The sequence below is a fragment of the Hungatella hominis genome (assembly GCF_014288005.1).
GTDB classification, from domain to species: domain Bacteria; phylum Bacillota; class Clostridia; order Lachnospirales; family Lachnospiraceae; genus Hungatella; species Hungatella effluvii.
In genome coordinates this window covers 37814-63396 of the sequence record NZ_JACOPB010000019.1, presented here as the reverse complement: position 1 = coordinate 63396, position 25583 = coordinate 37814, and the positions used below count along the sequence as shown (strand labels likewise).

The window sequence follows — 25583 nt, the reverse complement described above, 5'->3', positions numbered from 1 at the left end:
CCTTTATTCACTTTTGTTACAGTTAATACATTTTATTGTGATTTTTTATGCGAATAGCACAAAGAATTACCGTAGAGTAGTTCCCCTCAGTACGAGTTCCGGCCTGATCACAGTATGAATCGGTTCCTGGACACCATGAACAATCGCAGAGCGAAGCATCTCGCACCCCATGGAGGCGATTCTCTCATGGAACACATTCACAGTGGTAAGATCCGGCGCAATTTCAGCAATGATCGGCAGACCTCCAACGCCTGATATCTGCACGTCTTCCGGCACTTTTAGTCCCAAATCCCTGCATGCATTTAAAACGCCGAGGGCAACCGTATCATTGAATGCCAGGATCGCACATTTTCTCGATTTAATCGTCTCCTGATTATCGATGATGCATTCGTATGCGGACTTTACCGACAACTCGCTCTGCCATACAGCATCCTTATCCATAACAACGCCGCGTTCTTTCAGACCGCGTCTAAATCCGGCCAGTCTCGTTTTCGATTCCGCGGAGGTTTTTACGTTGATGTAAAAGCTTTTATATTCCTTATATTTTCCGAACAGTTTTCCGATCAGATATCCGCTGTATTCACAGTCTGAGAGGCAGCTGCCATAGGAGCCGGCCTTTTCTGCATGAAGCAGATAAACGCAGGGAACCTTATACTTTTTTATCAGTTCCAGGTCTTTTTTGCTGGATTCCATTCGAAAAATGATAAATCCGTCCACTTTCCCGATCTTAATCATTCTTTCAAAGGTGGAGAGACCATTCTGTTTTTCCCCATCATAGACGACCATCACATCATAATCATATTTACTCAGCTCCGCCTGCACCAGATCATATAAATGCGCAAGCCCAAGATTAGAGCTCATTCCGATAAAATGCTTCGGAAACAGGATCCCCACCGTGCCTGTGCGGTTTGTCTTTAGACTTCTCGCCTGACTGTTCAAAACGAAACCGTACTCCTCCGCTTTCTTCTGAATAAACTCGCGCCGCTCCACAGAAATCTGGCTGCTGTTGTTTAACGCTCTCGATATGGTGGACTGTGATACCCCTATAATTTCAGCGAATTCTTTTGATGTCACGTGATTGACCTCCTAATGATAATTTTTGATAGAATTATATCACTGTTTTACTATTTTTCATAGCCCTTTATGCATACGTATGAGTGTGTACACTCATACACTGCCTGCCACTATTGTATAGGCCTGTATTTGTTTCTGTGTATTTTACTAAGAGGGTGGAAGTAACGCTTTATACTATAGGCTTTTTTTAATCCATTCGGTCGAATACTCATCAGCTTTTGTTGGGTATTTATAATTCAGCTTACCTGCAACCTCCACAGCTACCAGTCTGAATAACTCCATGGTTGATGATAATGCTTTTTTAATGTCATTTTTTTCGTAATGAGCATAGCAATTCGATAGTTTTTGAATAATCCAATCCTCCGCCCATAGTTCGCCTCGCATTATTTTCTTTGCTGTCCAAATAGTATGATACCAAAAATCGTTTATTATATTGATAAATTCGTGTTCTGATAACAGCGAGTAAGGCAAATTTCCTATGGAGAACGTCGTCAACGTATGCTCAAGATCAATCTTGTCAACCAAAATGCGATAGCCTCGTTTTAATATATCAATCCCGCCATTCTTTACCGCATTTTCAAAATTTCCCTTTGAAAGAATAACGAAATCAACGTCCAGCGCATCGTCAAAAAGTATTCTTCTTTCTTTCGCACCACCAATCGTATTTTCAATAAAAGAAATATAGAAACACCCAATTTGCTCAAGCCATTGATTAGATTGCAGGAAAAGGTCGGGATTATCGACAATCATAATGACATCAAGATCAGAAAACTCGTCTGACGGGTTAAGCCCAAACGTCCCATAATTTATTGAAGCTCTTTATGCGCTCCAGGCGGGATTTTGAGGGATTCTCGGCGATTTTCTGTGCAGACGAATGTGGAATCTGCCCCTACTATTTTTTATGACTTCATTCTGTTTCCCGCTGCCCTCCAGCCAGGGGGCAATATATCCCTTACGTATGTACTGATAGAAATCGTCACTGTGAATATGAACCGCACAATCGTACGGTGATTTTTCAGCCAGCAACCTGGAGCTGCTGGACTTGCCTGTTCCACACGCCCCTGAAATAATCACAATTCTCGCTGCCATTCTATCCTCCGAATCAAAAATATAACCTTGTCCAATTGCGTTAAAATGAATACCGTTGCATAAATCAAGTGTATCATAAACCCTATTCTTATTCAATTCATTATAATTCAGCAGCATCTCCATATTTTTTCTGGTTATAATACTTTTCCTTATAAGGAACCGCAAGGACTCAACAAAATGCTTTGCTGGCTATCGGTTTAGGATTATAGCAAAAAATCACCTATTTCTGACTTTCAATTAGAAATAAGTGATTTTCTGCGCGGTTGCTGCATTCTGCTTCGATCCTAACGGCTAACGCCTTTGGAAATTTTCCATTCCTCATACCATTCTGCTATAAGACAGTAAGTTTCCTTGCAAATCACTGCGATATCTTTTATGCACAAACCTCTCTCAAATAAATTTATGGCCGCTTCGCGGTGACCTTTCCTTATGCCAGCCTGCATCCCCTCTTCCCTGCTCGCTTCCTTCTCACTCGCTATATGCCTCTGCTCATCATACTCTGTCAGCAGCACCTCGAACACCTCCGCTCTGTGTGATGACAAAAATTCCGCCAGTATTCCATCCCGGATGCAGGAATCGATCACTTCTCCGATTGCCTCCAAAAGATCTGCCCCTGCTTTCATCCATTCTCTGATTCGCGCCACGAATTCTGCATACTCCCTTAATGCAGAACACTGCTCCATCAGGCTTTTATTATGTCCCCGGTTAATGTTCACCATGACCGCTTTAAATTCCATACACGGTTCCAGTTCCGGATGAAGCGTGGAAAATGCATTGGATAACTTCAGTTCTACATTGTCCGGCTCTTCCTTCAAGCCATTGTAAAATACATAGAATTGAGGAATGGGAAGCGTAATCAAACGGCTTCCATACAGGTTCAGCCCCTTCTGCTCAATATACTTTCTGTATTCCTCTACGATATAAAACGCTCCCCGGACCGGCATGTTTGGATTCCATGTAGACTGGTGCTCCCACAGATTCAGAACGTCGTCAATTAAAAATGCGAGATCATTCTTCATTTTCATATAGATGACATCATCAAGCGTATGAATCTCCAAATCTTCAGGATTTGTATACTCGGAATGGCTGACAGCATTATACAGCGAAAGCAGCTCCTCTTTCCGGTTAAATACCATGCGAAATAATCTGTCTTTATACTTTTTATTAACTTTTACCACGTTTCTACCTCCATTATACTCAAATAGCTGGTACTTTACAATAGATTTTTACATTCATTCCATAGACAGACCACTCCTCCCGCTTTCTATTTCCAAACAATTGTGAATGCTTTGGCAGACTTGCCGTGATGCCATTAATATGGCATAAGATATCGTGACGCATAAGAAAATGCGTAACAAGAGTATAACATGGTTATTACAAAAAAACAATAAAAAACCGTATTTATCGACCACACAGTAACAGTTCCGCCACACACTCAAACGAAAGTTTTACTCCATACCAAAAAGGACCGACTGTATTTGAATGCCATTCACCCAAACACCGATCAGTCCTTTTTCGCTCATATAAATCAATCTATTTTCACACTCATTTTAAACCTTACAGCCGCCCTTACCGCTGTCCTGCACATAAACACCGTTCCAAACTGCGCCAGCGTCAACAGCAGCAGACTGAATATCTGGGCTTTTAAGGTTGCCCCCGACACCGTATTGATTAACGCGAACGCTCCAAGGCCGATACACCGCCCGGTCACCACGAATATCTCGTGAAACGCCAGAAGTTCCGGTGAAAAATCTTCGATCTCCTTCACACTCTGTGAAACATCGAAAAATGTGGTATAGCAGGATATTTCAATCATACCGGCCAGAAATGCATTTACCGCCGCAAACAGAATCACCATAACCGGATTCAAAAACCAGTAGCAGACAATGGTAATTCCAGTCAGTCCGGTAACGGCCAGAAGCATAAACCTGCGCCGGTTATCCGGCCGGAAGGTATGGCTCATGAACCAGAAGGACAGGATCGACACAAGCCCCGTCAGCAGAGAATTACACCCAATCAGAAACTCGCTCTTAATGAGCTGATACAGAATAATGTTCAGAATGAACATAAAGGTTCCTTCCCGAACTCCCTTTAAGGTCTCTCCCAGCAGTCCATAGAGAATCTGACGGTTCTCTCCCATCAGCCGGATAAATGCCCCATACCGCACATTTCTCTTTTCCTTTTTTACCTCCCCCGGCAGTTTAAATACAGCGGCCATAGCAAGAAACGCAATGGCAAAAGCCAGTACAAAGATTGCCACATACCCCTTCACGCCGCCGATCGCAGACAGAATGCTGCCTGCCAGAAACGGTACGGTTAAGTTCACTCCCGCGCTCAGTGTACTGATGATTCCCATTCCGCTGTCGCGGTTGGTGACATCCGTATAGTCCAGAATCATATGTCCATAGCTGATATAATAAAAGCCATCTGCCATTCCATTAAACAGCCCGAAAAGCATATAGCAGGTTCCCACATAAGGCTGAAACAGGATATAGCAGAGATAAAGGATATTATAACCAATGATTCCGACAGTGGCCGTCACACGGCATCCCGTCTTGTGCAAAATCTGCGCCGAGACGGACATCGTCAGCGCACATGCCGCGAAGATCGCCCCATTATAAAACAGGGTGGAGTTTACATCTCCGGTCTGGTTCATCAGAAGGGTATTGATAAAAATAGCAGGAATCCTCGTAAATACCAGGAAAAGCGTATGTACCAGCAAAAACAGATAGTAATTATGGCTGAGCATCGTTCCCCCGAGAATGCACTTTACTTTCCATTTGATACCGCTTTTCCTATTTACCGTCTGTTCAGTCACATCTTCAACCTCACTTAACCTTTCCGGTTATTGACCGCTTACTATTGCCGCCCGGCGTAAATACGCCGGGCAGCACCAGTACTGCACTTACGCAACGCTGTACTAACTTTATTCACGAGGTTCCGTGACAACCAAAAACAGGCGTGCGCTTTTGGGAGCCAGGCTGACCGTTAAACAGTTCCCATTGACGGTAAATGGGGTCTCCTTCTTTTCCGGATAGATACAGAAGACTTCGGCTGCCGCACCGGATTTTCCTTCCAGAGGGATCTCAAATGATTTCTCCCCTTCACCGCCGGTTCTCCAAACTGCCAGATACTGTTTTCCGCCATTTATCAGACCATAGCTTATGTATTCGTCAGACATGGAGGCAAGACCGGTCGGCCAGCAGGGAATTCCTTCCCGGATATCTTCCCGAATCTTTTTATAGCAGGCGATACCCTCCCGCACATACTGCATGCGCTGCTCTCCGATCTGCCCTAAATAACCGCTCTGGTGAATGCGGAACAGCATGGCATTTACCATGTTAAAGATCGTCTCCTCCTCGGTTCCTTCCACCAGCGGATAGGACCAGATTGCCGCCTGCTCCGGGGCGCATGCCGTCGCACAGTTTGCCGCGATCGCCGCCATTTTGATGTAATCCGTCTGGTCGGTTACAGACTGGATGCTCTGGCGTGCCAGCATGGAATACTCCATTCTCATACCGCCGCTGCTGCAGTTTTCAATAATCAGGTCGGGATACGCCTCGAAAATCTCATCCAGCCATCCCAAATACGCCCTGGTATGAGAAAGCAGTCCCTCCCCCGCTGAATCCGCATGGTAATCGGTTCCAACACCGGTATCAATATTGTAATCCATCTTGATATAGCCAACGCCGTATTCCTCTACCAGCCGTTTGATGACTCCGGTGGCATAATCCCGCACCTCTTTATTTCTGAAGTCCAGCTGATACCTGCAGTGGTCAATGATGGGCCTGCCATTTCTCTGGAAGAACCAGTCCCTGCTGACTCTGGAGGCCATAGGACAGTTGATCCCCATCACCTCCAGCTCCAGCCATAGTCCCGGAACCATACCTTTATCCCGGATATAACGGATCACTTCCTCGATTCCTCCCGGAAAACGCCTGTCGCTGGGCAGCCACTCTCCGACTCCAACCCACCAGTGTCCGTCGGAATACCAGCCGCAGTCCACACAGAAATATTCGCAGCCAGATTCCGCGGCCGAATCGATCAGCGGCTTTAAGACCTCTGTGGTCGGATCACCCATCAGACAGTTCATATAATCGTTAAAGATGACCGGCAGCTTCTCGTTGTCCTCATTTTTCCTGCGGATTCTGCGCCTGTACTTCGTCAGCTCTGCGACTGCCTTCTGAAATTCTCCCTCTGCCGCCGATACCGTACACGGTACTGAGAAAAAGTGCTCATCCGGTTTTAAAAGCTTCAAAAATCCATTTTCCTGGTAAGTCGGCCCCCCCGCCTGGACATAAAGAGTTCCGCGGATATCGCTGACCTCCCAGTGCCACGATCCGCTCGTCTCGATCTGCCACATCAGGGACTGATCCAGCTCTGTATTATAGTAGCAGCCCATGGGCAGATGTTCCACACACGCCCAGCTTCCCGTATTGGAGACAGCGATCCGTTTCATGGAAAAGGAATTTACCGCGTCATATCCCAGCTCATTTAAGGTATACTTTTTCCACTGGGCCTCGCCAAACCAGGTATTGTGCGGAATATAGAGAATTCCTGTTTTATCTCTCGGCCCCTCGGCCTGTTCCGTGAGCCCGGTTAAGGCAAACGAAGATACATACTCCAGCGCATACTCCTCCTCAGAATGGTTTACGACCTCATTGACAAAATTGACTGCAGAAATTCCGTCGTAGAACTGGATATGCGTAATCAGCTCCAGTCCTTTGTAATTCTGAATTACTTCCAGTTTTCTTCCGTAATCATTCCGGTAATCCCGGTGGTCCTCATACGTCATGAGCAGGGACGGGCTGCTGCCTGTATGCTTCAGACCATGGTGGTCATTCTGATTGAAACCGCTGGCCTGAAGCTCCGCCAGAGTGTACACAGAGACGTCGTCATCTCCAATCTCCATTTCCTGAGGATGAGAGGAAAAATGCAGCAGCCTGACCGCTTCTCCCTTTTTCAACCCCAGATTTAAGTAAATTCCATTTTCAGCAATGTTCATATCCAATTTTCTCCTTTACCCTTTAATACCGGTCTGCGCAATTCCTTCAATAAACTGCTTCTGGCACGCAATATATAACAGCAGCATGGGAACCGTAGCGATCACACTGCCTGCCATCAGTGCGCCCTTATTGTTGTTGCAGATTCCCTGCAGGACGGTCAGTCCGGGCGCCAGAGGCATCCGGTTTAAATCATTGTTGGCGATAAGCGGCCACATCAGGTCCTTCCATGCAAACAGGGCGGTAAAAATCGCCAGCGAAGCCAGGCTGGACCGGGTCACCGGCACCATGATCTTAGTAAACACCTGCCACGGATTACACCCGTCAATCACGGCAGCCTCCTCCAGCTCCTTCGGCAGCGCCATATACTGCTGGCGCAGAAGGAACGTGCCAAATGCGCTGACCAGTGCCGGGAATATCAGTGCAAATACCGTATTTAACAGCTTGATCTTCGATAACATCATATACTGAGGTACAATAAAAATCTGTCCCGGTACCATCATCTGCATCAATACCAGTGTGAACAGCAGCCTCTTAAACGGAAATTCCATCCTGGCAAATCCATATCCGGCCATACTGGAAAATATGACCGCGCAGATCACGCGCCCCAAAATCATCAGAATCGTATTCAGATACAGGCGCAGAAACGGAACTGCCTCCAGTGCCTGCTTATAATTTTCCAGATATCCGAAGCTCCCGGGAAGAATTTTCATGGGAATGGACATCTGCTCTCCAACCGTTTTGAAGGAAGATAAAATCATCCACAGGAACGGAAACAGCATCACAATACTGCCCAGAATCAGAAGGAGATGGGTTACCACGTGTTTTTTACTATTGTTTGCTTCCACTTTACTCCCCTCCTATTCGTAATGGACGATTTTCTTCTGCGCCACAAACTGAAGTCCGGTGAAAATCAGAATCAGACACAGTGCGACAATTGAAATTGCCAAGGCATACGGCTTATCCTGTACGACAAACGCCTGCCTGTAGTACTGGTACATGATTGTGCGGACCGAGTCCATGGCCTTTGACGTATTGGCATTATAAAGCATATAAATTAAATCAAACTGCGTCAGAGAGCCGATAAAACCCGTTATCGTCAGGAAGAAGACGCTGGGAGAAATGAGCGGGACGGTAATCTTAAACAGCTTCACAAAGCCACCCGCCCCGTCGATCTCCGCCGCCTCATAGTAGACTCTAGGCACATTGGTGATGGCCACGATCAGTATGATAATCTGCTGCCCCAGACCGCCCCATATGGCGATGATAATCACCGACATCAGCGCGTATTTTGGATCGTGCAGCCAGGAATGCGTCGCGCCGCCCAGACTCTTGATCACATAATTTAAAAAGCCGAATTCCGAGTTGTAAAGCCATGCCCATACCATGGTAACGGCCGCAGGCGCAGCCACCATGGGCGTAAAATAAATAACACGGTAAACGCTTCTTCCCCTGATCTCCTTGCTCATGAGCCATGCCAGAAGCAGGCTGATAAAGATACCGCCCGGTACGGAAACAGCGGAGAAAATAAGCGTATTTCTAAGTCCGATCCAGACCTCCCGGTCCTTTAGGACCCGTGTGAAATTATTCAGGCCGCTGAACACATACTCTTCAAAGCCTGTGCTGGTCGAAAAGCTCAGCAGAAGTGTTTTGAAGATCGGATAGATATTGAGAATCAGCAGTCCTGTGATTGTCGGCGCAACAAAGAAGTAGCCCCACAGATAGTTTTTATATTTTCGTTTGTTCATCTTATCTCCCCCCTGGGAAAGAAAGGGCTGCTAAAAGCTCGCAGCAGCCCCCTGGTTCACGGATTCCTGTTATTTCTTCTCCGTTGCCAGAATTTCATTGATCTCTTTCGCTGCCTGGGTAAATGCCTCTTCTACGCTCGCTTCCCCGTTAAATATTTTCGCCACGTAAGTATTCATGACCTCTGACCATTTTGTCTTGCTCTCCGTTCCTACAAACTGTACCCCGTAATCCATGCTCTTCAAAATAGCGCCGGTATCATATAAATCCTCATGTGCCTTTGCCCAGTCAGCATCTACCCCCGTAAATGCCGGAATGGCCGGCCCGTTAACAGAATCCAGCATCCCCTGTTTGGATCCTGCATAGGCGACAAACTTCTTTGCTGCTTCCATATTCTTACAGTCGCTGGGAACAGACAGCGCCAGGCCGTTCATCTGTGTGGCCTTGATGCCGGTAGGCCCTGCCGGAAGCTCTGTGATGGCAAACTTATCTTTTACAAGCTCATTTTCCGTGAAATAGCTCAGTTCCCAGTTGCCAAAGGTCTGCATGGCAACCGTTCCCGTTGCAAATAACTCAATATAGTTGACTTCCGCCATCATTTCATTGGATGGTGAATAGTTGGCGTTCATATTCATATACCACTCCATCGCCTCAATGGATTCCGGCTTGTCCAGCCCGGACTGGTGTGTCGTCTCGTCGATGATGCTGCCGCCGTTTTCATACAGGAAGTTACCCCAGCCTTCCTGATCGTGATTGTATGCGGCAAATCCATAGACGCCGTTTTCCTTATCGGTCAGCTTTTTGGCGGCTTCCTCCACATCGTTCCAGCTCCAGTCCGCGTTCGGATACTCTACGCCCGCTTTATCAAACAGTTCTTTATTGTATACGAGCACGACACAGTCCTTGTCCTTCGGTACTCCGTAATGGGCATCACCGAATGTATACAGCTTCGTTACTCCCTCCGGATAATTATCGTAGCTGAAAGTATCATCGTACTGAGTTAAATCATCGAGCTGCGCCAGCTTGCCGCCGTTTACATACTTTGCGACTACGTTGGTATGCATGGTCACGATATCGGCCATATTTCCGCTGGTTGCCGCGGCCTCCAGTTTCGTCCAGTACTCCCCCCATGGGGTGATCTGTAAATCTACTTTGATATTCGGGTAAAGCTTCTGAAATCCGTCGATGGTATCCTGAATCTGCCCCCGCTGATTCTCATTCCATGTCACATAGGTGAGTGTAACTGCATCTCCCCCGCCGGCCGCTGCCCCCGCCGCTGCCTCGCTGGTCTTCTCTGCAGTTGTACTGCCGCTTCCCCCTGACCCGCATGCGCATAAGGATACCACCATTGCCGCTGCAACAAAAAGTCCTGCCAAATTTTTCTTCATAGTAACTGCCCTCCAATTTTTTTATTTATTACCGCGGTCAACGAGCCAGTCAGACATGCCCACATGTCCATCCAACGGCGGCCGCGAGAGTCAGAATCCCCGCTTCAAACGGGTGATTGACTACTTTGGTTCACTGCTTTACATGTATTAATATACACGGATTTCATAGATGTTTCTACCGTTTAAAATAAGGTCTTTTTTTATTAAGAGGCTATTATTTATTACATTTTTTTGACAGTGGGGATTTTATGCGGTAGGATAGGAAGAGACGGTTATACGGACAATCGAAATGAAAAGGAGAAACTGCTATGGCATACGAAAACGCTTATCAAATTACGAATCCGGACTGCGTCCTTCTGCCCGAAGAGATCTGCTATATGAACTGGCAGAAATACTATATGGACTACCATCAGCATCCGGCCGGATCCATTGAGTTTAATTACATTGTAGAGGGAACCTGCTATTACGATATTGCAGGTGAAATTTATAATCTGAAGAAACGAAACCTGATGATCGTCAACGGAAATACGCCGCACAAGCTGATTTCCCCTGATTCCTGCATCAATATGAGTATTAATTACTATCAGTCTGAGCTTACTCCTTCCATCGGCACGCTTTCCGCCCTTGTCAAAGCCTATCCCTGCCTCGGCACATTTTTTCAGCACTTGAATACCGGCCTGGTGATTCAGAATGCGCGAAATATCTTTCACCTGCTGGAGGAGATCTGCAATGAGACCAATAACAAAAAAGACCCTTACTACTTAAATATTCTTGTCAATAAGGCTTTGATTGAGGTCGTCCGCCTTCTTTCCGCCGAAAAAAGCCCCACCGATACTTATGTGGAACAAATCAAAAACTATATCAATTATCACTTTTTTTCCATTGAGAATATCGATGAGATTGCAGCGTATGTAGCGCTTAACAAGGTCTATCTTCAAAAAATCTTTCGCGAAAAGACGGGGCTTACGATCTGGAATTATCTGACTAAGTACCGCATGGAAAAGGCCGTGTACTTTCTTCTCCACTCCGATACTCCGATCAGCGATATCGATGAGCTTGTGGGGATAAACTCCAGGCAGAACTTTTATCTGTTGTTTAAGAAGCAGTATGGGATGTCGCCTTCGGAGTATCGGAAGAGATTTAAATAAAATACGGCAGCAGTTTTTCCCGCCGTCCTGAACTGTTGCAAGATACAAATAATTTTCTCTCTTGACATTGTCTTTCCAATATGTAACAATAGTTACACAACGCTTGTGATACATCAATTCTAAAACAGAAAGGCAGTCGCTTATGCCGCCAAAAGCAAAGATCACAAAAGAAATGATATTAAACACGGTCCTCGAGATCACGAAAGAAACAGGCTTCGAAACAGTAAACGCAAGGAGCATCGCCGGCAGACTGCAGTGTTCTACCCGTCCGATCTTCACCTGCCACGAGAATATGGAGGAATTAAAAAAGGAATTTCTTGATTTTGCATACGAATACTATAACCGGTATGTGATCGATTTCAGTCATACTGAAGATGTAAATCCCTGCTTAGTACTGCCTCTTTCGTACCTTGCATTTGCAGAGGAAGAAACAAACTTATTTAAACTGTTATTTATCAACGATATGGAATTGAATATGACTGAGGCAAAGGATTTTTATCACGAAGCCGATAATGAAAAAAGGGCTGCACTCTTTTCCGAAACCATCGGCGTAGAGTTAGAACGTGCAAAGGTAATCTTTTTGGATCTGTTTCTTTATACTCACGGCATAGCGGTTCTGACAGCGGCCAAAAAGATCTCATTTGACAGGAACCATGCGGAAAAGATGTTGATGAACCTGTTATCCGCCCTCATTCATCAGGAAAAACCAGACGCACCCCAGCGCTAGAAGGAGTCCCCTATGACAGAAAACCAATACTTAATCGATTTTTACAATCAATATGACGAAGACAGCCGGCTGGCCTTAAAGCATGGATCGGTTGAATTTCTCACCACGATGCGCTACATTGAAAAATATAGAAAGCCAGGGGACCGGGTGCTTGAAATCGGAGCCGGAACCGGCCGGTATTCTCACGCTCTGGCCCGTCAGGGCTGTGCCGTGGACGCGGTGGAACTGGTCGGCCATAACATAGATGTTTTCCGTAAAAACACCCAGGCAGGAGAAAACATAACGATCACCCAGGGCAACGCCATGGACCTGTCCGCATTTCCGGACAACGGATATGATATCACGCTGCTGTTGGGGCCGCTGTATCACCTTTACACTAAAGAGGATAAGCTGCAGGCTCTGCGCGAGGCGATTCGCGTTACAAAACCAGGCGGTGTGATCTTTGCTGCGTATGTGATATCCGACGGCTGCCTCCTTGATGAGGGCTTCCACCGCGGCAGCATTAACGTCGCCGAATATATAGAAAAGGGCCTGCTTGATTCCCGGACATTCGCCGCTAAGTCAGAGCCAAAGGATTTATTTGAGCTTGTCAGAAAAGAGGACATCGATGATCTGATCTCTGCCCTTCCTGTAACCCGTCTGCATTACGTCGCAGCGGATGGCTGTGCCTTATTTATGCGCGAAGCCGTAGATGCCATGGACCGTGACGCGTTTGAACTGTATTTAAAATACCATTTTGCGGTCTGTGAACGCGAGGATTTAGCGGGCATTACGAGTCATGCCATTGACATAGTAAAAAAGTCAGACACTCCTTGCACAAATTCTCAATCTATATTATCCTGATACAACAGCCATCATGGCCACGGCAGGCTTCCGTTCCGGATACGCCTGCCAATTACCGGCAAAGGAGGCCGCCATGAAATTATTAATCGCAGAAGACGATCCTGAAATGCAGAAAATCCTAAAGCTCTATCTCCAGCGTGAAGGCTATCTGGTAAACGTGGTTTCCGACGGCCGTGCCGCCGTTGATTTCCTGACAGAGCACCCGGTTGATCTGGTACTGCTGGACTGGATGATGCCGGTTCAGGATGGAATTCAGACCTTAAAAGAGATCCGTCTTTTAAACATCCCCGTAAAGGTTCTCATGCTGACGGCAAAGGGAGAAAGTGAAAGCGAGATAGCCGGACTTTCCTGCGGCGCCGATGATTACCTGCGAAAACCGTTTGACATACAGGTTCTTTTACTTCGCATAAAAAAACTATGCAATGCGGCTGATGTCCTGCAGTTCCAAGATATCCGCCTGAATCCGGTCACAATGGAAGTGACAAAAGACCATCAGAAGATGGTCCTCACCAAAACAGAGTTTGAACTTTTAAAATATTTTCTCTCCAATCCAAACATCGTATTGTCGCGGGAACAGCTTTTGAACCACGTGTGGGGGATAGATTTTGAGGGAGACCCCCGCACCGTCGATACGAATATCCGCCGTCTTCGAAAAAAGATCGGCGAGGACCTCATCCGGACGCGTATCGGCATGGGCTACGTGATGGGAGGCGGCCATGACTAAAGGAAAGCGACGCTTCCACCGGCTGTCCACCAAGTTCATCTGCGGTACGGCAGCGATTCTGGCCCTGATCCTGGCCGCCACACTTTTCGTCAACTCGAAGGTGGCGGCGCGGTACTATCTGCGTCAGCAGACAGAGTATGTCAGCCAGGCCGGCAGCCGCATCAGGGAATATTTAGACGCTGGAATGTCACCGGACGAAGCTGTCGCCAGCCTGGAAAGCTCTGATAATGTGCTGATCACTTACGCCGCCAATACTTCCGATTACGATGCGTTAAGCAGCAGTCTGCGGGACAAATTCCGCGAGAAGGGTCTTGGTTTTCAAAAATTCTGGCTATGGGATCAGGATTATCTGTCCGCCGTCCAGAAGGGTTCCCAGTTCCGCCTTTACCAGCAGGACAAGTTAAACTACGGTATTTTAGTCGAGTATATCCCGGTGGGCTCCAATTTGTATGCGGTCGCCGCCATTGTTCCCAATACGGCGGACTTCATCGGGATTATCAACCGTTTCAGCATCCTGCTTCATGTCATTTCCCTGATTGTCGCCGTGGTACTGCTGTATTTACTGGTAAAACATATCACCAATCCGCTGCGCCGCATGGAGCGATTCTCGCAGGAGATCGCCCGTCAGGAGTACGGTTCCCTGCATATCAGCACCCGCGATGAGCTGGAGTACGTTGCGGACAGCATGAACCAGATGAGCATTTCCATACAGCAGTATCAGAAAATGCTTCAGGCCAAAAATCAGCAGATGGAACAGCTTTTAAACGACGTGGCCCACGACTTAAAGACTCCCATATCCCTGATCGGCATGTATTCCTCCGGAATCCAGGATGGGCTGGATGACGGCACCTTTTTAGAAACCATCATCCAGCAGAACAACCGGATGTCGCAGATGACAGAACGGCTTCTGAACCTGTCGGGAATCGAGCGGAAAGAACATCCGCTGACCACCATCAGGCTGGATCTGCTGCTTTCTGAATGCATCGGGGAGCAGAAGCTCTTTCTCTCCAAGCGGAGGCTTAGCCTAAACACAGCCGTCACACCGAATCTGGAAATCACGGGAAATGCAGAGCTGGTCACGGAACTGTTTACCAATCTGCTCTCCAACGCGGTAAAATACGCCGCCTCCGGCACCGTACATGCAGAACTCGGCAAAAACGATGGGCAGTGCTGTTTTCGGATCACAAACGAACTTGGAAATGACGATCTGGACACGGAACGGATCTGGGAACCGTTCTATGTCGGAGAGCCCTCCCGCAACAAGGCGCTGTCCGGTACCGGACTCGGTCTGCCGATCGTCAAAAAAATCGCTGATACGTTCGGATATCAGGTCCGCTGTATACGGGAAGGCCATGTTATTACATTTGAAGTCATTTTCTAGAATCTGCCGTTCCTGCTCTGCCGTATCGTTCCTCTGTATATTGCAGAGCCAGACAGAACAGAGCGATCAGCGCCGCCGAAAGGATCACACCGGCCACAATATCAGTAAACCAGTGTACGCCAGAGAGCATTCTCCCGACTACCGTTAATACAAGGATCAGAACAGCCGCGGTATCCGCTGCCATCAGCCACCCTCGCCGCTTTCGCAGATAATCGTGAAATTCGATCATCGCCGTAACCATAATGCAGATGGAGACCATCGTATGGGAAGATGGGAAAGACGCCTCCAGTACTGACCCCTGTGTGAGAATAACGGGTCTGTAATTGATGACAACGACCTCGAAGAACACATAACAGGCCGCAAGGATGCCGTAAAATGCACCCAGCACCAGAATCGGGACATCGACCTTCCGGATGCTTCTGCGTGTTACAAGCTGGAACAGTCCCGCCATGGCAAACCCGAACGCAGTCGCCATGGCGGCGGCGCCCATCCATTCGCTTACGTTATACCACAGCGGATTCACACCGAACAGTTCAAATACGAATTTGTTGACTGACGCGAAACCGACGGACGACTGTTCCGGTCCGATCGGTCTTACATCAATTGTTTTAACCATAACCGTAAAAATTATAAAGAGTAAAAACAGACTTGCTGCCATGATGAGAGATTGTTTTGATTTCTTAAGCATTATCATGTATCCTTTCTTTTCATTACGAGATTGCTGCCTGCAGGCTGTATTGAGATTATCTGCTTTCCACTGAGAAAAGACAAGAAACTTACTCTCACAATGGTAAAAAGGCCCCGACACGTATCGTGTCAGAGGCCTTTTTATCACGTTTTTACGAAGTTTTCGCCTGATGCTGTTTACGATTCATTATGTAATACAGCAACGTAATCTTCCATATAAAAAACAGAAACATCAGAACTGTCACATATGGTTCCCTCGCCACAGCAAAAAGACAGATTGCCGCCGCGCTCAATGCGACCGAACCGTTGGTGACCCTGCTCAGCCACGCCTCTTTATCATAATGAATCAAAATCAGCCTCATGATTCCTAAAACTATCAAAAGGCAAAAAATACCCCAGTATATCCAGAAATTTATTTTTGTTGTATCCGTAAAGGACAATAGATTCACATGGTAGATATGTCCGCCCTCCGGCTTTCCGTAAAGCGGTAAAAAAATGAAGGCGGCCGCCATTACATCGATGATTCCGCCCATCAGTCCGTATACCTTTTTTATATTGGAACGATTTTCACATTCTGCCAGACTGATCAGTTCGTCACCGGATAACAGATCATCTATGGAAACGGAAAATAATTTTGAAATGCTCTTCAGCGATTCTATGTTGGGATATCCTTTACCGCTCTCCCATTTCGATACAGCCGTCCTCGATACGAACAGCTGCTCTGCAAGCTGTTCCTGGGTGAGATTATTCTTTTTTCTGAGCTGCTGCAGCTTTTCGTTAAACTCCATTGTGGTCTCCTGATATGGTAATTGGTCTGTTAGTCTGGTATCGTAATCTTTCTGAATCTGTTGGCATTTGCCTTTACGGCCTGCTGATTTATTATAAGCGGACTCTGGAAGAAAAGCAACCGGCCATCCTGCTTTCCTTTTTCCATATCATTCCAGTCATGTAAATTGTCAATCCATGTCTATTTTGTCACATGAATGTAACAACCGAGCCTTATAATCCCTTTCGTATGAATCAAATGCCCGATATACAGCAGTCATCGGCCGGATACGCATTCCTGTCCGCCCGATTCCCTGCGCGCAAAATGAAAAATCAGAAAAGGAGTATATAATGAAAAATTTACTATCTAAAAAGCTGGGCCTGCTTCTGCCATTGACCCTGGCTTTAACCGGCTGTGTGTCCAACAGCCAGAATCCGGAACCGTCATCTGCAGCCGTCCCGGAGGAAATGGAGGTCTCTGAATCTCATGATACCGGACTTCCCTTTGATTTTGAGGTTGAGCCGGAGGAATTCACCCTGTCCTTCGAGGTGGAACAGACGCTTATAACGACAGCTGCTAAGGGGGAACGAAGAACCGTACTGGACTATGGAAAAGTCGGCGATACCGTCAGCTGGCGCTATCCCTATGAGCAGATATCAGTATCCCTGTCTCCCGAAAAGGACTATTTAAGTGTGGAGATTACCTCGGAAAATGAGAACGACAATTCCTTTACATGGCCCGTTATCTCCGCAGATACCTACTATTTTCCCTTTGGCGAAGGCAAGCGGGTACCTGCGGACGATCCGGCCTGGTTCGATTATTTAAATGGCCAGGAATTCCAGGTGATGGAGCAGCTTTCCATGCCGTTCTGGATCTCATCTGCCGGAAGCTACAACCTCCTGTTCGTTATGGAAGATCCTTACCGGACAGAGATGAATTTTACTTCAGATTCCCCCATCGCGTTCTCTGTCTCCCATCAGTTTCCGGCGATCGACGATAACCGGACAAATAAATTTCGAATTTACATCACAGACAAAGATCCTGTCAGCGCGGCCAAGCTGTATCGCAATTACGTAATCGAGCAGGGACAGTTTACCACCCTGGAACAGAAAGCAGAGGCAAATCCCAATATCCGTAAGCTGTACGGAGCTCCTTTCATCTATCTTTGGGGTGATTTCGCCGTATCAGCGGATGATATCAACTGGCAGGCATTTCGAACGTCTCTTTCCTCGCCGGTTATGGAATATTTTCTGTCATTTGCCGGACGCCTGGAAAATGGTCAGGAATTTACATCTGTCCTGAAAGAAATACAGGGTCAGGACTACGTGGCAGAGTATCAGAAAAATGTAATCTGCAGCTACATCAGCCAGCTTTTGAAACGGGATGATTTCTGGGAACCATCTGTCTTTACGCAGCGCTCTTCAGAGTTAGAGGTTCTCCTGGCAAAAGGATATGGTAGCTTAAGTGAAACGGACCGGATTCAGGTTCACAAATATGCCGTCGCATCAAATTTACCGGAAGTATTTGCCGATGCCGGACAGTGGATGGATTCCCAGACGGTTACTCTGCTTCAGGAAATGAAGGAAGGCGGAATCGAACACGCATGGATCGGCCTTAACAGCTGGGAACAGGCGTATGGAAAACCGGAGTTGGTCGAAACTGCGGTCAGCCAGGATTATCTCATCGCCAGCTACGACTCCTACCATTCGATTCACGAGCCCGGCAGAGAGCAGTGGATTACCGCTCAGTTTGACGATCCATCCCTGTATGAAAACGCAGTCATAACGGATCAGAACGGCAAACCGGAAAGCGGCTTTCAGAACGTTGGCCGCAAATTAAATCCCGCCCTGTCGCTTCCTGCCGTCAAAAATCGTATGGAAACCATTATGTCCAGCCAGCTCCCGTTTAACTCCTGGTTTATCGACTGTGACGCAACCGGAGAGATCTATGACGATTACACACCTTCTCACATTACCACACAGGAGGAAGATCTTGCCGCCAGACTGGAACGTATGTCTTACATCAGAGACCAGTACCATCTCGTCATCGGCTCGGAGGGCGGCAATGATTTCGCAGCCTCTGATATCGCATACGCCCATGGAATAGAACTGAAGACATTTGCCTGGATGGATGAGGACATGAAAAGAAATCAGGACAGCGACTATTATATCGGAAAGTACTACAATCCTAACGGTGGCGTCGCGGAACATTTCTCCAATCGGATTCCGGTAAAAGAACAGTACCGTACTACCTTTGTGGACCCGAAATACGATATTCCGCTGTTCAAGCTCATCTACAATGATTCTGTCATCACAAGCTACCACTGGGACTGGTCGACCTTCAAAATCAAGGGCGCGACTGCAGACCGTATGATACGGGAAATCCTTTACAACGTCCCTCCGCTCTATCACCTCGATGCGGTGGAATGGTCAAAGTATAAAGAAGACATTCTCTGCCACCAAACCGTCTGGTCGGACTTCAGCCAAACGGCTGTCACCCGGGAAATGACCGGTTTTGAATATAAGAGCGAGGACGGCAGCGTGCAGAAAACCGTATTCGGAGGCGACGGGGAGGCAGCCGCGGTTGCGGTTGCTAATTTCGGTGATTCCTCTTATCAGTATGAGAATATTGAAATCCCGGCTCACTCTGTGCTTATAGAGATGAATGGGAGCCGGGAGGTCTACACGCCTTCTCTGGATCCGGAGCACGTATGAGAATACAAATGATATATTGATGATCGCGAACCACATTTTCAATGTCTTTCGTTAGTACCATAAAAATCGGTTTCCTGCAAAACTACTGCAGGGAACCGATTTTTTATTCGCTGTATTTACGATTGCTGTTCCAATAACAATTTTAAGTCCTCTTTACTCGGTAATATTGTCTCATATTTACTTGCAAATATTTGATTATTACTTTCCGGCAAAGTCATTTCCACAATAGATTGCTTCTTATTTTTGCATAGTATTATGCCAATCGTATGATTCTCCTCTGGTAATTTAACCTTTCGATCATAGTAATTTGCATACATCTGCATCTGACCAATATCCTGATGTTTTAATTCGCCTATTTTCAAATCAAATAGAACAAAACAGCGAAGAAGCCTGTTAAAAAACACAAAGCTCTTTTATCTGATCTTTCCCGCAAGCATCAAAGCCAGATCAAGCGCACTCGTCTCCGGAACAGCGACAGCGATTTCCGGCATGACCTGTCCCACCCTTTTTACCACTTCATCTCTGATTATCTCGTTTTTAACCAGAACACTGCCCCACAGCCACAGATGAGGTTTCTCCTTCCCGCTCGCAAGGGATACCTGGCTCTGTTCAATCCAGCCGGCCTTACGGGCAGTATCTTCAATAAGTTTCCATATTTTCTCCGCACAGTCCTTAAGGATTCCTTCCGCCTGTAAATCTCCCTGTTTGGCGGCCTCATAGGCAATCATGGAAAAGCGGGCGATTTCCGACTTATCAAACAAATGCTCATTCACGAACAAATCAATCTTTTCCAGCGTATCCAGACCGCTCTTTTCCATAAACCTCCGGGTAAGATACGGGCATTTGGTCCTCTCGTCCAGATCCTCTGCTGCAAGTCTCATAGTCTGCATACCCAGATAAAATGCGCTGCCCTCATCGCTTAAGATATGATTCCAGCCTCCAGTCCTGTATATAGTACCCTTCGCATCGATTCCATAGCAGATGGAACCGGTACCGGATACCACTACCATCGACGGCCCCTCCTTCAAATACAGAAAGACTTCACAGTCATTGACTGCCCGGATACAGTCGGGCTTAAATCCCATTTCCTCGAAGATATCCCGGCACATCTTCTCATATCCCGGTGAATCAATTCCGCTTGCCGCCACACAAATCCCCATACAGTCCGATGGATTCAGTTCCAGCTCCTTCAGTGCCGGAAGCACCAGTTCCCGGCAGCGGCTCCGGCTCTTATCGTATCCATCCGTATTGATACTGCAGCCTGGCCCGGTGAATTCCCCGAGGATATTCCCGTCTCCGTCTTTCAGTTTTAATCTTCCATTCGTCCCGCCTATGTCCATTCCAGCATAATAGTTCATAAAAATTCCTCCCTTATTGTCCATTCAATATTTCCAGGCAGCTAAATGCCTTGATAAATTCTTTTCTTCCGTATCCATCAAATTCTACGGTAATCATCGTGTCATCTTCTTCAACAACTTTGCCGCATCCGTATGTTTCGTGGCGAACCAGTATTTCGGCAGATGCAGATTCGATGTTTGGCGTTTTCTCCTCCATTTCCTTCATCCCATCTGCTTTCTCCACATCCTTTTCTTCCAACCTCTCCCCGTTTTCCTTCGCCATCTGTACCTGTCTCCGCAGTTCCTGTAAGCTGGCAGTTCCCGTCTGCCTCTCCGGCTCCTGTCCCTGCACCAGTTCTGACGGAATCATCCGGATATAACGGCTTTCCCCGGCCATCACACCGAAGGTGTCGGGATTGGTATACCAGGAAAGCTCCAGATAATTTCTGGCCCGTGTAATTCCCACGAAAAACAGCCGCCTCTCCTCATCTTCCCCGTCTATCCCTTTCGTCCGCAGCGGAATCAGGCCATAATTCACACCAATGATAAAGACATGGGAAAACTCCAGTCCCTTTGAAGCATGGAGTGTCATCATTTTCACGCATGCCTCTCCGGCGCCGTCCGCCTCAGAAAGCAATTCCCGAGAAGTTCCATAAAGCGCCGCTGAATTCAAGAATTCCCGAAGCCCTTCCGGAAGCTTAAGGTCTTTTGCATTCATAAATGCAAACATGCGGTCCAGAAAATGCCGGACATTTGCCTTATCGTCCCCATAAGATGCTGCATTGGGTTTCAGTGAACAATCCAGATCAAAATACTCATAAAATGCATTCGTATCCTTTATCTCAGCGCTATTTCGTTCAAACGAAACCATTCTTTCGAAAAGCCCGGGCACCGCAGCTTTTTCTGATCCACTCTCAGAAGCTTCCTTTCGGCCGCATACTCCCGCCCAGCCTTCCTCTGCCAGTTTTTCCGCCTTCTTCGCAGAAATTCCCACGCCGTATTCCCGGCTGCTCAAAACGAAAACCGCAGCAGCGCGGTCAGCAGGGTCCGCCAGGAATCGCAGAAGCCGCAGGAGCCATTCCAGCACCGGGATTTCATGAATCCCCGTCTTTACGGCCACCTCATATGGAATTCCATTCTTTGAAAATACATCCTCCAGCACCTTAGACTGGCTCTGCAAGCGGTAAAATATGGCGATCTCGTCAAAAGGAATCCCCTGTTTCTGCAGTTCACGGATCCGGTCAGTCAGATAACACGCTTCCTGAAAGGAATCGTAGTGGTTCTTCACCACAATCTTTTCCCCGCTTCCTCTTATCCCTTCCAGAGCCCCGCCATTCTGCTGAAAACACCGGGCTGCCTCCAGAATCTCGTTGCAGGACCGGTAATTGACCGGGAGCGAAAGCTCTGCCGCCTGATACCGCGTCTTCAAAGTATAAAACAAATGAAACGCGCTCCCACGCCAGCTGTAGATCACCTGATTGGGATCTCCAACCGCAAACAGCTTCGCTCCCTCTGCCATAAAGCAATCGATAAATTCCAGCTGTTTTCCATCGCAGTCCTGTACTTCGTCAACAATTACCCATTGAATATTCGCAGCTCTCTCTTCCTCCCCTTCCTCTTTCGCCATCAGGAGGCAGGCATTTTTCATCAGATCCGAAAATGTCATCTTATTTCGCCTGAGTTTTTCCTCCGTGAGAAGCCCTGCCAGGATTTCCAGATCATCCTGGCCGCCGGCCACTCCGAAATCGCCCGCTGCCGATACGCGCTCCGCTTCCGCCAGCCGCTTTCTCAGCCGGTTCTTGTATTTTATCTTCAGCTTTTTCTCCGCTATCAGCGCATGGGCCAGTTCCAGTTCCTCATCCGGCTCCATCACCATGAAGTCCTTCGTATATCCCAGGGTCTCCACCGGGAGACTTTTTTTCAGGAGTCCCAGAGCCACGCCATGAAACGTCCCGAAGTTTTCCGTCTCCTCCGGCGTCACTGACGGGTCTGCACGCACAAGCCGCTCCCGTATTTCAGAAGCCGCCTTGTTTGTGAATGTAAGCACCACCATATACCGGTAACTCACATGCTTCACCTCATGGAGATAGAGAATCTTCGCGGTCAGCACCGTCGTTTTTCCGCTCCCCACATTCGCACTCACGAGGCAGGCTTTATTTTCATCAGTGACCGCTTCCCTCTGATAGGGGTTCAGCCTCTCCCATTCTCTTTCCCAGTCCACCTAATTCTCCTTTTTCTTAAGCTTATTAAGCCTCTGTTCAAGCTTTTTCCGCATATCGCTGTTGTCTCCGCTTCTGTCCCCGCTGTTTTCACCACAGCCATCGTCCCGGTTCTCTCTGTTTTCCCCTTTTTTCCGAACCTCCACCTCCAGTTCAAATCCTTTCGGTGCGTCCGTATAATAGGAAACCAGATTATTAAGGGCCTTTCGGTTTGTCTCCTCCATGATCCACTCACGGTAAAATGGCTGATCCGTAATCAAAGCGAGTCTCCTCCCCTCCGTTCTGACCGCATTCATCGTATTTAAAAAGGACGCAAACGGCTCCCCGTTTTTCAGCAGCATGGCGGTAAATGCCTTCCACTGCGTTTCCAGCTCGTCAAACCGAAATGGCTTCTGTATAAATGTCGAAGGACCGTACGGTGCCATTTTCACATGTTTCGGCACTTCAGACTCCTCCAGCATATTCCTAAGCCCCCACAAAACCATACTTTTATCGAGATGGTAGTCACCGACACAGGCGGCACAGCCATCCTCGCAGGGACAGCCGCTCACCATGGCGATACCATTTTCTATAATCTCCGGAATCAGCTCGTACGCTTTCTCGGCATATCCAAGACCGCCCGTATACTGATCGTAGAGAAAGAGATATACGGACTCCTCAACGCTTTTTTCTGCATAAACGGCGTTAGTGCTGACAGTCGTGCCGATGTCCTCCTGCTCCGTCATCGTTACCAGGCGCGCTGCGTTTCGGATGGCGCAGCACAGCCCCTCAAAATGATTGTTTCGGATCATCTGCCCGTTTGAACTCTCCTGCAGCAGACGGCGGTAGGCCGTTACCACATTACCCGGAAGCTTCAGCCAGACGCTCTCCGTTTCAAATTCTCTGGATAACGAAGGATTAATCTGTTCATACCCCAGATTCTGATGATTATGAAACTGCAGCTTGCGGTACAGGGAAACCTGCGCGTTGACATTTACATCACCGAACACCACATCTATTCGTTTCCACGGCTTCTCTTTCCTGCCGTGAATGATCGTGATATCCGTATTCCCCATGGGCGTCGTATAGTAATTTCCATTAAACGGCACGGCACGGGCTGTCCTTGTCTCCAGATCCAGCGTCACAACCTGGTACTGAACGCCGCTGTGTAAATAGACAGCTCCGGGGTGAATCTCGCGGAACGCCTGCATTTCGTCCATCTCCGTAATCTCTTTTCCGCTGTCCTTTAAGAGCAGCTTGTACCGGTTGGGGTCAATATTACGCAGGCTGTAATCTCCGGCCGGGAAGGAACCGCCCGACCACACGAATTTGCCGTTCTGTCCGGTCAGCTCCTTTGCCCGCATCAGGACCGGAATCGTCTCGCCCAGATCCGGAAAGACAGAGGCATCATCAAGCGTCAGGGGAATCTCTGCCGCAGCCGCCCTGATGTGGGAAAGTTCAATTAAAAGGTTGTTCTTGTCTACGACGGCGCTCTCACTGCTGTTTTCGAACAGCCATCCCGGGTTCGTTCCGATGTATTGATCGAAAGGCTGGCTGTCAAGAATCAGATAGTTGGTGCACGCCCGGCCGCTTCTTCCGGCCCGGCCCGTCTGCTGCCAGAAGGAAGCCCTCGTTCCCGGATATCCGGCCAGCACAGCAGCATCAATCTTACCAATATCGATACCAAGCTCCAGCGCATTGGTTGACACCAGCCCGCACAGCGCTCCTGTCACCATCTTGTGCTCGATCTCCTTACGCTCCGCAGGCGTGTAACCGCCCCGGTAACCGGATATTTTATCTGCCTGGGACGCACTGGCCGGACTTTCCGCTTCGAGACGGTCCCTGGCCTCCTTTAGAATTACCTCCACATTTCTTCGGGAGCGGGCAAATGCGATAAAATTCTTTCTCTGTTCCACCAGTTCCGGTATCAGCTCCGCCGCCACCGCCGTGGCCTGCACCTGTCCATAGTACTTTTTATCGTGCCCCAGAATCTTCGGAGGCTTTATCAGAAGGTAGGTCCGCTCTGCCGCAGGAGAGCCATCCCGTTCGATCCGCACGAATTTTCTTCCGCAGATCTCCTCCGCCAGTTCGACGGGATTGGCAATGGTGGCCGAACTGCACAGAAAGACCGGTGATGAACCGTAGTAGCGGCACACCCGGTGAAGCCGGCGGAATACATTGGCCAGATGGGACCCAAACACACCTCTATAGGTGTGAAGCTCATCAATGACGACAAACTTCAGATTTGTAAAAATAAAATCGAATCCGAATTTACTGTGATTCGGCAAAAATGCCCCATTCACCATCTCCGGGTTGGTCAGAATAATATTCGCTTCTTTCCGGATCCGGCTCCTCTCGCCCGCAGGCGTGTCGCCGTCGTAAACTCCCGCTGAAATGCGGCTCTTTCCGAAATATTCAATGAATGGCTGAATCGCGCGGTACTGATCACTGGCCAGCGCCTTCGTCGGATAGATGAAGACCGCCCGCGCCAGCGGATTCCTTAAAATCTCCTCGATAACAGGAAGCAGAAAGCCCAGCGTCTTTCCGCTGGCCGTAGATGTGGTAATCACCACGTTCTCCCGTTTCAACGACCTTAAAAACATCTCCGCCTGATGGATATAAAGCCCTCTCACCCCGTTTTTCTGCAGATATTCCCGCAATTCCTCCGGAAGCTCCGCCGGGAAGCCGGCATAACGGGCACTCCGCTCCGGCATGGTTCTTCTGTAAATAATCAGATCATTGATATCCATAGTTATCT

20 protein-coding genes and 1 pseudogene are annotated in these 25583 nt (G+C 47.9%); 6 read left to right on the top strand and 15 right to left on the bottom strand.

From position 1 onward, the window contains the following. Positions 1 to 66: 66 nt before the first annotated feature. The 9 genes from H8S75_RS26715 to H8S75_RS26675 form a co-directional block, all read right to left on the bottom strand. A complete protein-coding gene (locus H8S75_RS26715; protein ID WP_187024133.1) occupies positions 67 to 1074 on the bottom strand; it encodes a LacI family DNA-binding transcriptional regulator in 1008 nt (335 codons plus the stop codon). Between the two features lie 174 nt (positions 1075 to 1248). Continuing rightward, positions 1249 to 1884, bottom strand: coding sequence for an aminoglycoside 6-adenylyltransferase (locus H8S75_RS26710; RefSeq protein ID WP_349768999.1), 636 nt, complete (start codon positions 1882 to 1884; stop codon positions 1249 to 1251). A 9-nt stretch (positions 1885 to 1893) separates the two neighbouring features. Beyond that, positions 1894 to 2163, bottom strand: a complete 270-nt coding sequence (locus tag H8S75_RS26705; RefSeq protein ID WP_187024131.1) for a zeta toxin family protein — start codon at positions 2161 to 2163, stop codon at positions 1894 to 1896. A gap of 284 nt (positions 2164 to 2447) precedes the next feature. Further along, positions 2448 to 3341, bottom strand: coding sequence for an RpnC/YadD family protein (locus H8S75_RS26700; protein ID WP_187024130.1), 894 nt, complete (start codon positions 3339 to 3341; stop codon positions 2448 to 2450). A gap of 350 nt (positions 3342 to 3691) precedes the next feature. Beyond that, complete coding sequence (locus tag H8S75_RS26695; RefSeq protein WP_187024129.1) at positions 3692 to 4981, bottom strand: MFS transporter; 1290 nt, start codon at positions 4979 to 4981, stop codon at positions 3692 to 3694. 108 nt (positions 4982 to 5089) lie between these two features. Beyond that, on the bottom strand, positions 5090 to 7168 hold the full coding sequence (locus H8S75_RS26690; protein ID WP_187024128.1) for a glycoside hydrolase family 36 protein: 2079 nt from the start codon (positions 7166 to 7168) through the stop codon (positions 5090 to 5092). Between the two features lie 15 nt (positions 7169 to 7183). After that, complete coding sequence (locus H8S75_RS26685) at positions 7184 to 8014, bottom strand: carbohydrate ABC transporter permease (RefSeq protein ID WP_002602755.1); 831 nt, start codon at positions 8012 to 8014, stop codon at positions 7184 to 7186. Positions 8015 to 8026: 12 nt separating this feature from the next. Next, a complete protein-coding gene (locus H8S75_RS26680) occupies positions 8027 to 8914 on the bottom strand; it encodes a carbohydrate ABC transporter permease (protein ID WP_187024127.1) in 888 nt (295 codons plus the stop codon). A gap of 69 nt (positions 8915 to 8983) precedes the next feature. After that, complete coding sequence (locus H8S75_RS26675) at positions 8984 to 10300, bottom strand: ABC transporter substrate-binding protein (RefSeq protein ID WP_187024126.1); 1317 nt, start codon at positions 10298 to 10300, stop codon at positions 8984 to 8986. A gap of 308 nt (positions 10301 to 10608) precedes the next feature. On the opposite strand from H8S75_RS26675, the gene H8S75_RS26670 reads away from it, so the two are divergent. The 5 genes from H8S75_RS26670 (at position 10609) to H8S75_RS26650 (ending at position 15123) form a co-directional block, all read left to right on the top strand. Continuing rightward, positions 10609 to 11448 carry an AraC family transcriptional regulator gene (locus H8S75_RS26670; protein ID WP_156833618.1) on the top strand — a complete coding sequence of 280 codons (840 nt, stop codon included), beginning with the start codon at positions 10609 to 10611 and terminating at the stop codon, positions 11446 to 11448. Between the two features lie 142 nt (positions 11449 to 11590). Then, positions 11591 to 12175 carry a TetR/AcrR family transcriptional regulator gene (locus tag H8S75_RS26665; RefSeq protein WP_187024125.1) on the top strand — a complete coding sequence of 195 codons (585 nt, stop codon included), beginning with the start codon at positions 11591 to 11593 and terminating at the stop codon, positions 12173 to 12175. Between the two features lie 12 nt (positions 12176 to 12187). Then, a complete protein-coding gene (locus tag H8S75_RS26660) occupies positions 12188 to 13018 on the top strand; it encodes a class I SAM-dependent methyltransferase (RefSeq protein ID WP_187024124.1) in 831 nt (276 codons plus the stop codon). Between the two features lie 73 nt (positions 13019 to 13091). Continuing rightward, positions 13092 to 13742, top strand: coding sequence for a response regulator transcription factor (locus tag H8S75_RS26655; protein ID WP_187024123.1), 651 nt, complete (start codon positions 13092 to 13094; stop codon positions 13740 to 13742). Beyond that, complete coding sequence (locus tag H8S75_RS26650) at positions 13735 to 15123, top strand: sensor histidine kinase (protein WP_187024122.1); 1389 nt, start codon at positions 13735 to 13737, stop codon at positions 15121 to 15123. The genes H8S75_RS26655 and H8S75_RS26650 overlap by 8 nt, the downstream gene beginning before the upstream one ends. Here the strand turns inward: H8S75_RS26650 and H8S75_RS26645 are convergent. Both H8S75_RS26645 and H8S75_RS26640 read right to left on the bottom strand, forming a co-directional pair. Beyond that, positions 15113 to 15811, bottom strand: coding sequence for a phosphatase PAP2 family protein (locus tag H8S75_RS26645; protein WP_187024121.1), 699 nt, complete (start codon positions 15809 to 15811; stop codon positions 15113 to 15115). The genes H8S75_RS26650 and H8S75_RS26645 overlap by 11 nt on opposite strands. A 151-nt stretch (positions 15812 to 15962) precedes the next feature. Continuing rightward, the gene (locus H8S75_RS26640) at positions 15963 to 16598 is read right to left on the bottom strand and encodes a helix-turn-helix domain-containing protein (protein WP_187024120.1); all 636 of its coding nucleotides are present in this window, start codon (positions 16596 to 16598) and stop codon (positions 15963 to 15965) included. A 328-nt stretch (positions 16599 to 16926) separates the two neighbouring features. Here H8S75_RS26640 and H8S75_RS26635 point away from each other — a divergent pair, with 328 nt between their 5' ends. Then, a complete protein-coding gene (locus tag H8S75_RS26635; protein ID WP_187024119.1) occupies positions 16927 to 19290 on the top strand; it encodes a glycoside hydrolase in 2364 nt (787 codons plus the stop codon). A gap of 116 nt (positions 19291 to 19406) precedes the next feature. Here H8S75_RS26635 and H8S75_RS26630 read toward each other — a convergent pair. The 4 genes and pseudogenes from H8S75_RS26630 to H8S75_RS26615 form a co-directional block, all read right to left on the bottom strand. Next, positions 19407 to 19694: pseudogene (locus H8S75_RS26630) on the bottom strand (PDDEXK nuclease domain-containing protein); the annotation flags it as partial. A gap of 9 nt (positions 19695 to 19703) precedes the next feature. Next, positions 19704 to 20648, bottom strand: coding sequence for an N-acetylglucosamine kinase (locus tag H8S75_RS26625; protein ID WP_187024118.1), 945 nt, complete (start codon positions 20646 to 20648; stop codon positions 19704 to 19706). 13 nt (positions 20649 to 20661) lie between these two features. After that, positions 20662 to 22848 carry an ATP-dependent helicase gene (locus H8S75_RS26620; protein ID WP_187024117.1) on the bottom strand — a complete coding sequence of 729 codons (2187 nt, stop codon included), beginning with the start codon at positions 22846 to 22848 and terminating at the stop codon, positions 20662 to 20664. Beyond that, positions 22849 to 25575, bottom strand: coding sequence for a DEAD/DEAH box helicase (locus H8S75_RS26615; RefSeq protein ID WP_187024116.1), 2727 nt, complete (start codon positions 25573 to 25575; stop codon positions 22849 to 22851). Between the last annotated feature and the right edge of the window lie 8 nt (positions 25576 to 25583).

What these genes read in the sequence shown, in the direction of transcription:
- H8S75_RS26680 (WP_187024127.1), bottom strand. Translation starts at nt 8,914, where the DNA reads ATGAACAAACGAAAATATAAAAACTATCTGTGGGGCTACTTCTTTGTT.
- H8S75_RS26660 (WP_187024124.1), top strand. Translation starts at nt 12,188, where the DNA reads ATGACAGAAAACCAATACTTAATCGATTTTTACAATCAATATGACGAA.
- H8S75_RS26650 (WP_187024122.1), top strand. Translation starts at nt 13,735, where the DNA reads ATGACTAAAGGAAAGCGACGCTTCCACCGGCTGTCCACCAAGTTCATC.
- H8S75_RS26625 (WP_187024118.1), bottom strand. Translation starts at nt 20,648, where the DNA reads ATGAACTATTATGCTGGAATGGACATAGGCGGGACGAATGGAAGATTA.
- H8S75_RS26705 (WP_187024131.1), bottom strand. Translation starts at nt 2,163, where the DNA reads ATGGCAGCGAGAATTGTGATTATTTCAGGGGCGTGTGGAACAGGCAAG.
- H8S75_RS26690 (WP_187024128.1), bottom strand. Translation starts at nt 7,168, where the DNA reads ATGAACATTGCTGAAAATGGAATTTACTTAAATCTGGGGTTGAAAAAG.
- H8S75_RS26655 (WP_187024123.1), top strand. Translation starts at nt 13,092, where the DNA reads ATGAAATTATTAATCGCAGAAGACGATCCTGAAATGCAGAAAATCCTA.
- H8S75_RS26635 (WP_187024119.1), top strand. Translation starts at nt 16,927, where the DNA reads ATGAAAAATTTACTATCTAAAAAGCTGGGCCTGCTTCTGCCATTGACC.
- H8S75_RS26640 (WP_187024120.1), bottom strand. Translation starts at nt 16,598, where the DNA reads ATGGAGTTTAACGAAAAGCTGCAGCAGCTCAGAAAAAAGAATAATCTC.
- H8S75_RS26675 (WP_187024126.1), bottom strand. Translation starts at nt 10,300, where the DNA reads ATGAAGAAAAATTTGGCAGGACTTTTTGTTGCAGCGGCAATGGTGGTA.
- H8S75_RS26670 (WP_156833618.1), top strand. Translation starts at nt 10,609, where the DNA reads ATGGCATACGAAAACGCTTATCAAATTACGAATCCGGACTGCGTCCTT.
- H8S75_RS26615 (WP_187024116.1), bottom strand. Translation starts at nt 25,575, where the DNA reads ATGGATATCAATGATCTGATTATTTACAGAAGAACCATGCCGGAGCGG.
- H8S75_RS26665 (WP_187024125.1), top strand. Translation starts at nt 11,591, where the DNA reads ATGCCGCCAAAAGCAAAGATCACAAAAGAAATGATATTAAACACGGTC.
- H8S75_RS26645 (WP_187024121.1), bottom strand. Translation starts at nt 15,811, where the DNA reads ATGCTTAAGAAATCAAAACAATCTCTCATCATGGCAGCAAGTCTGTTT.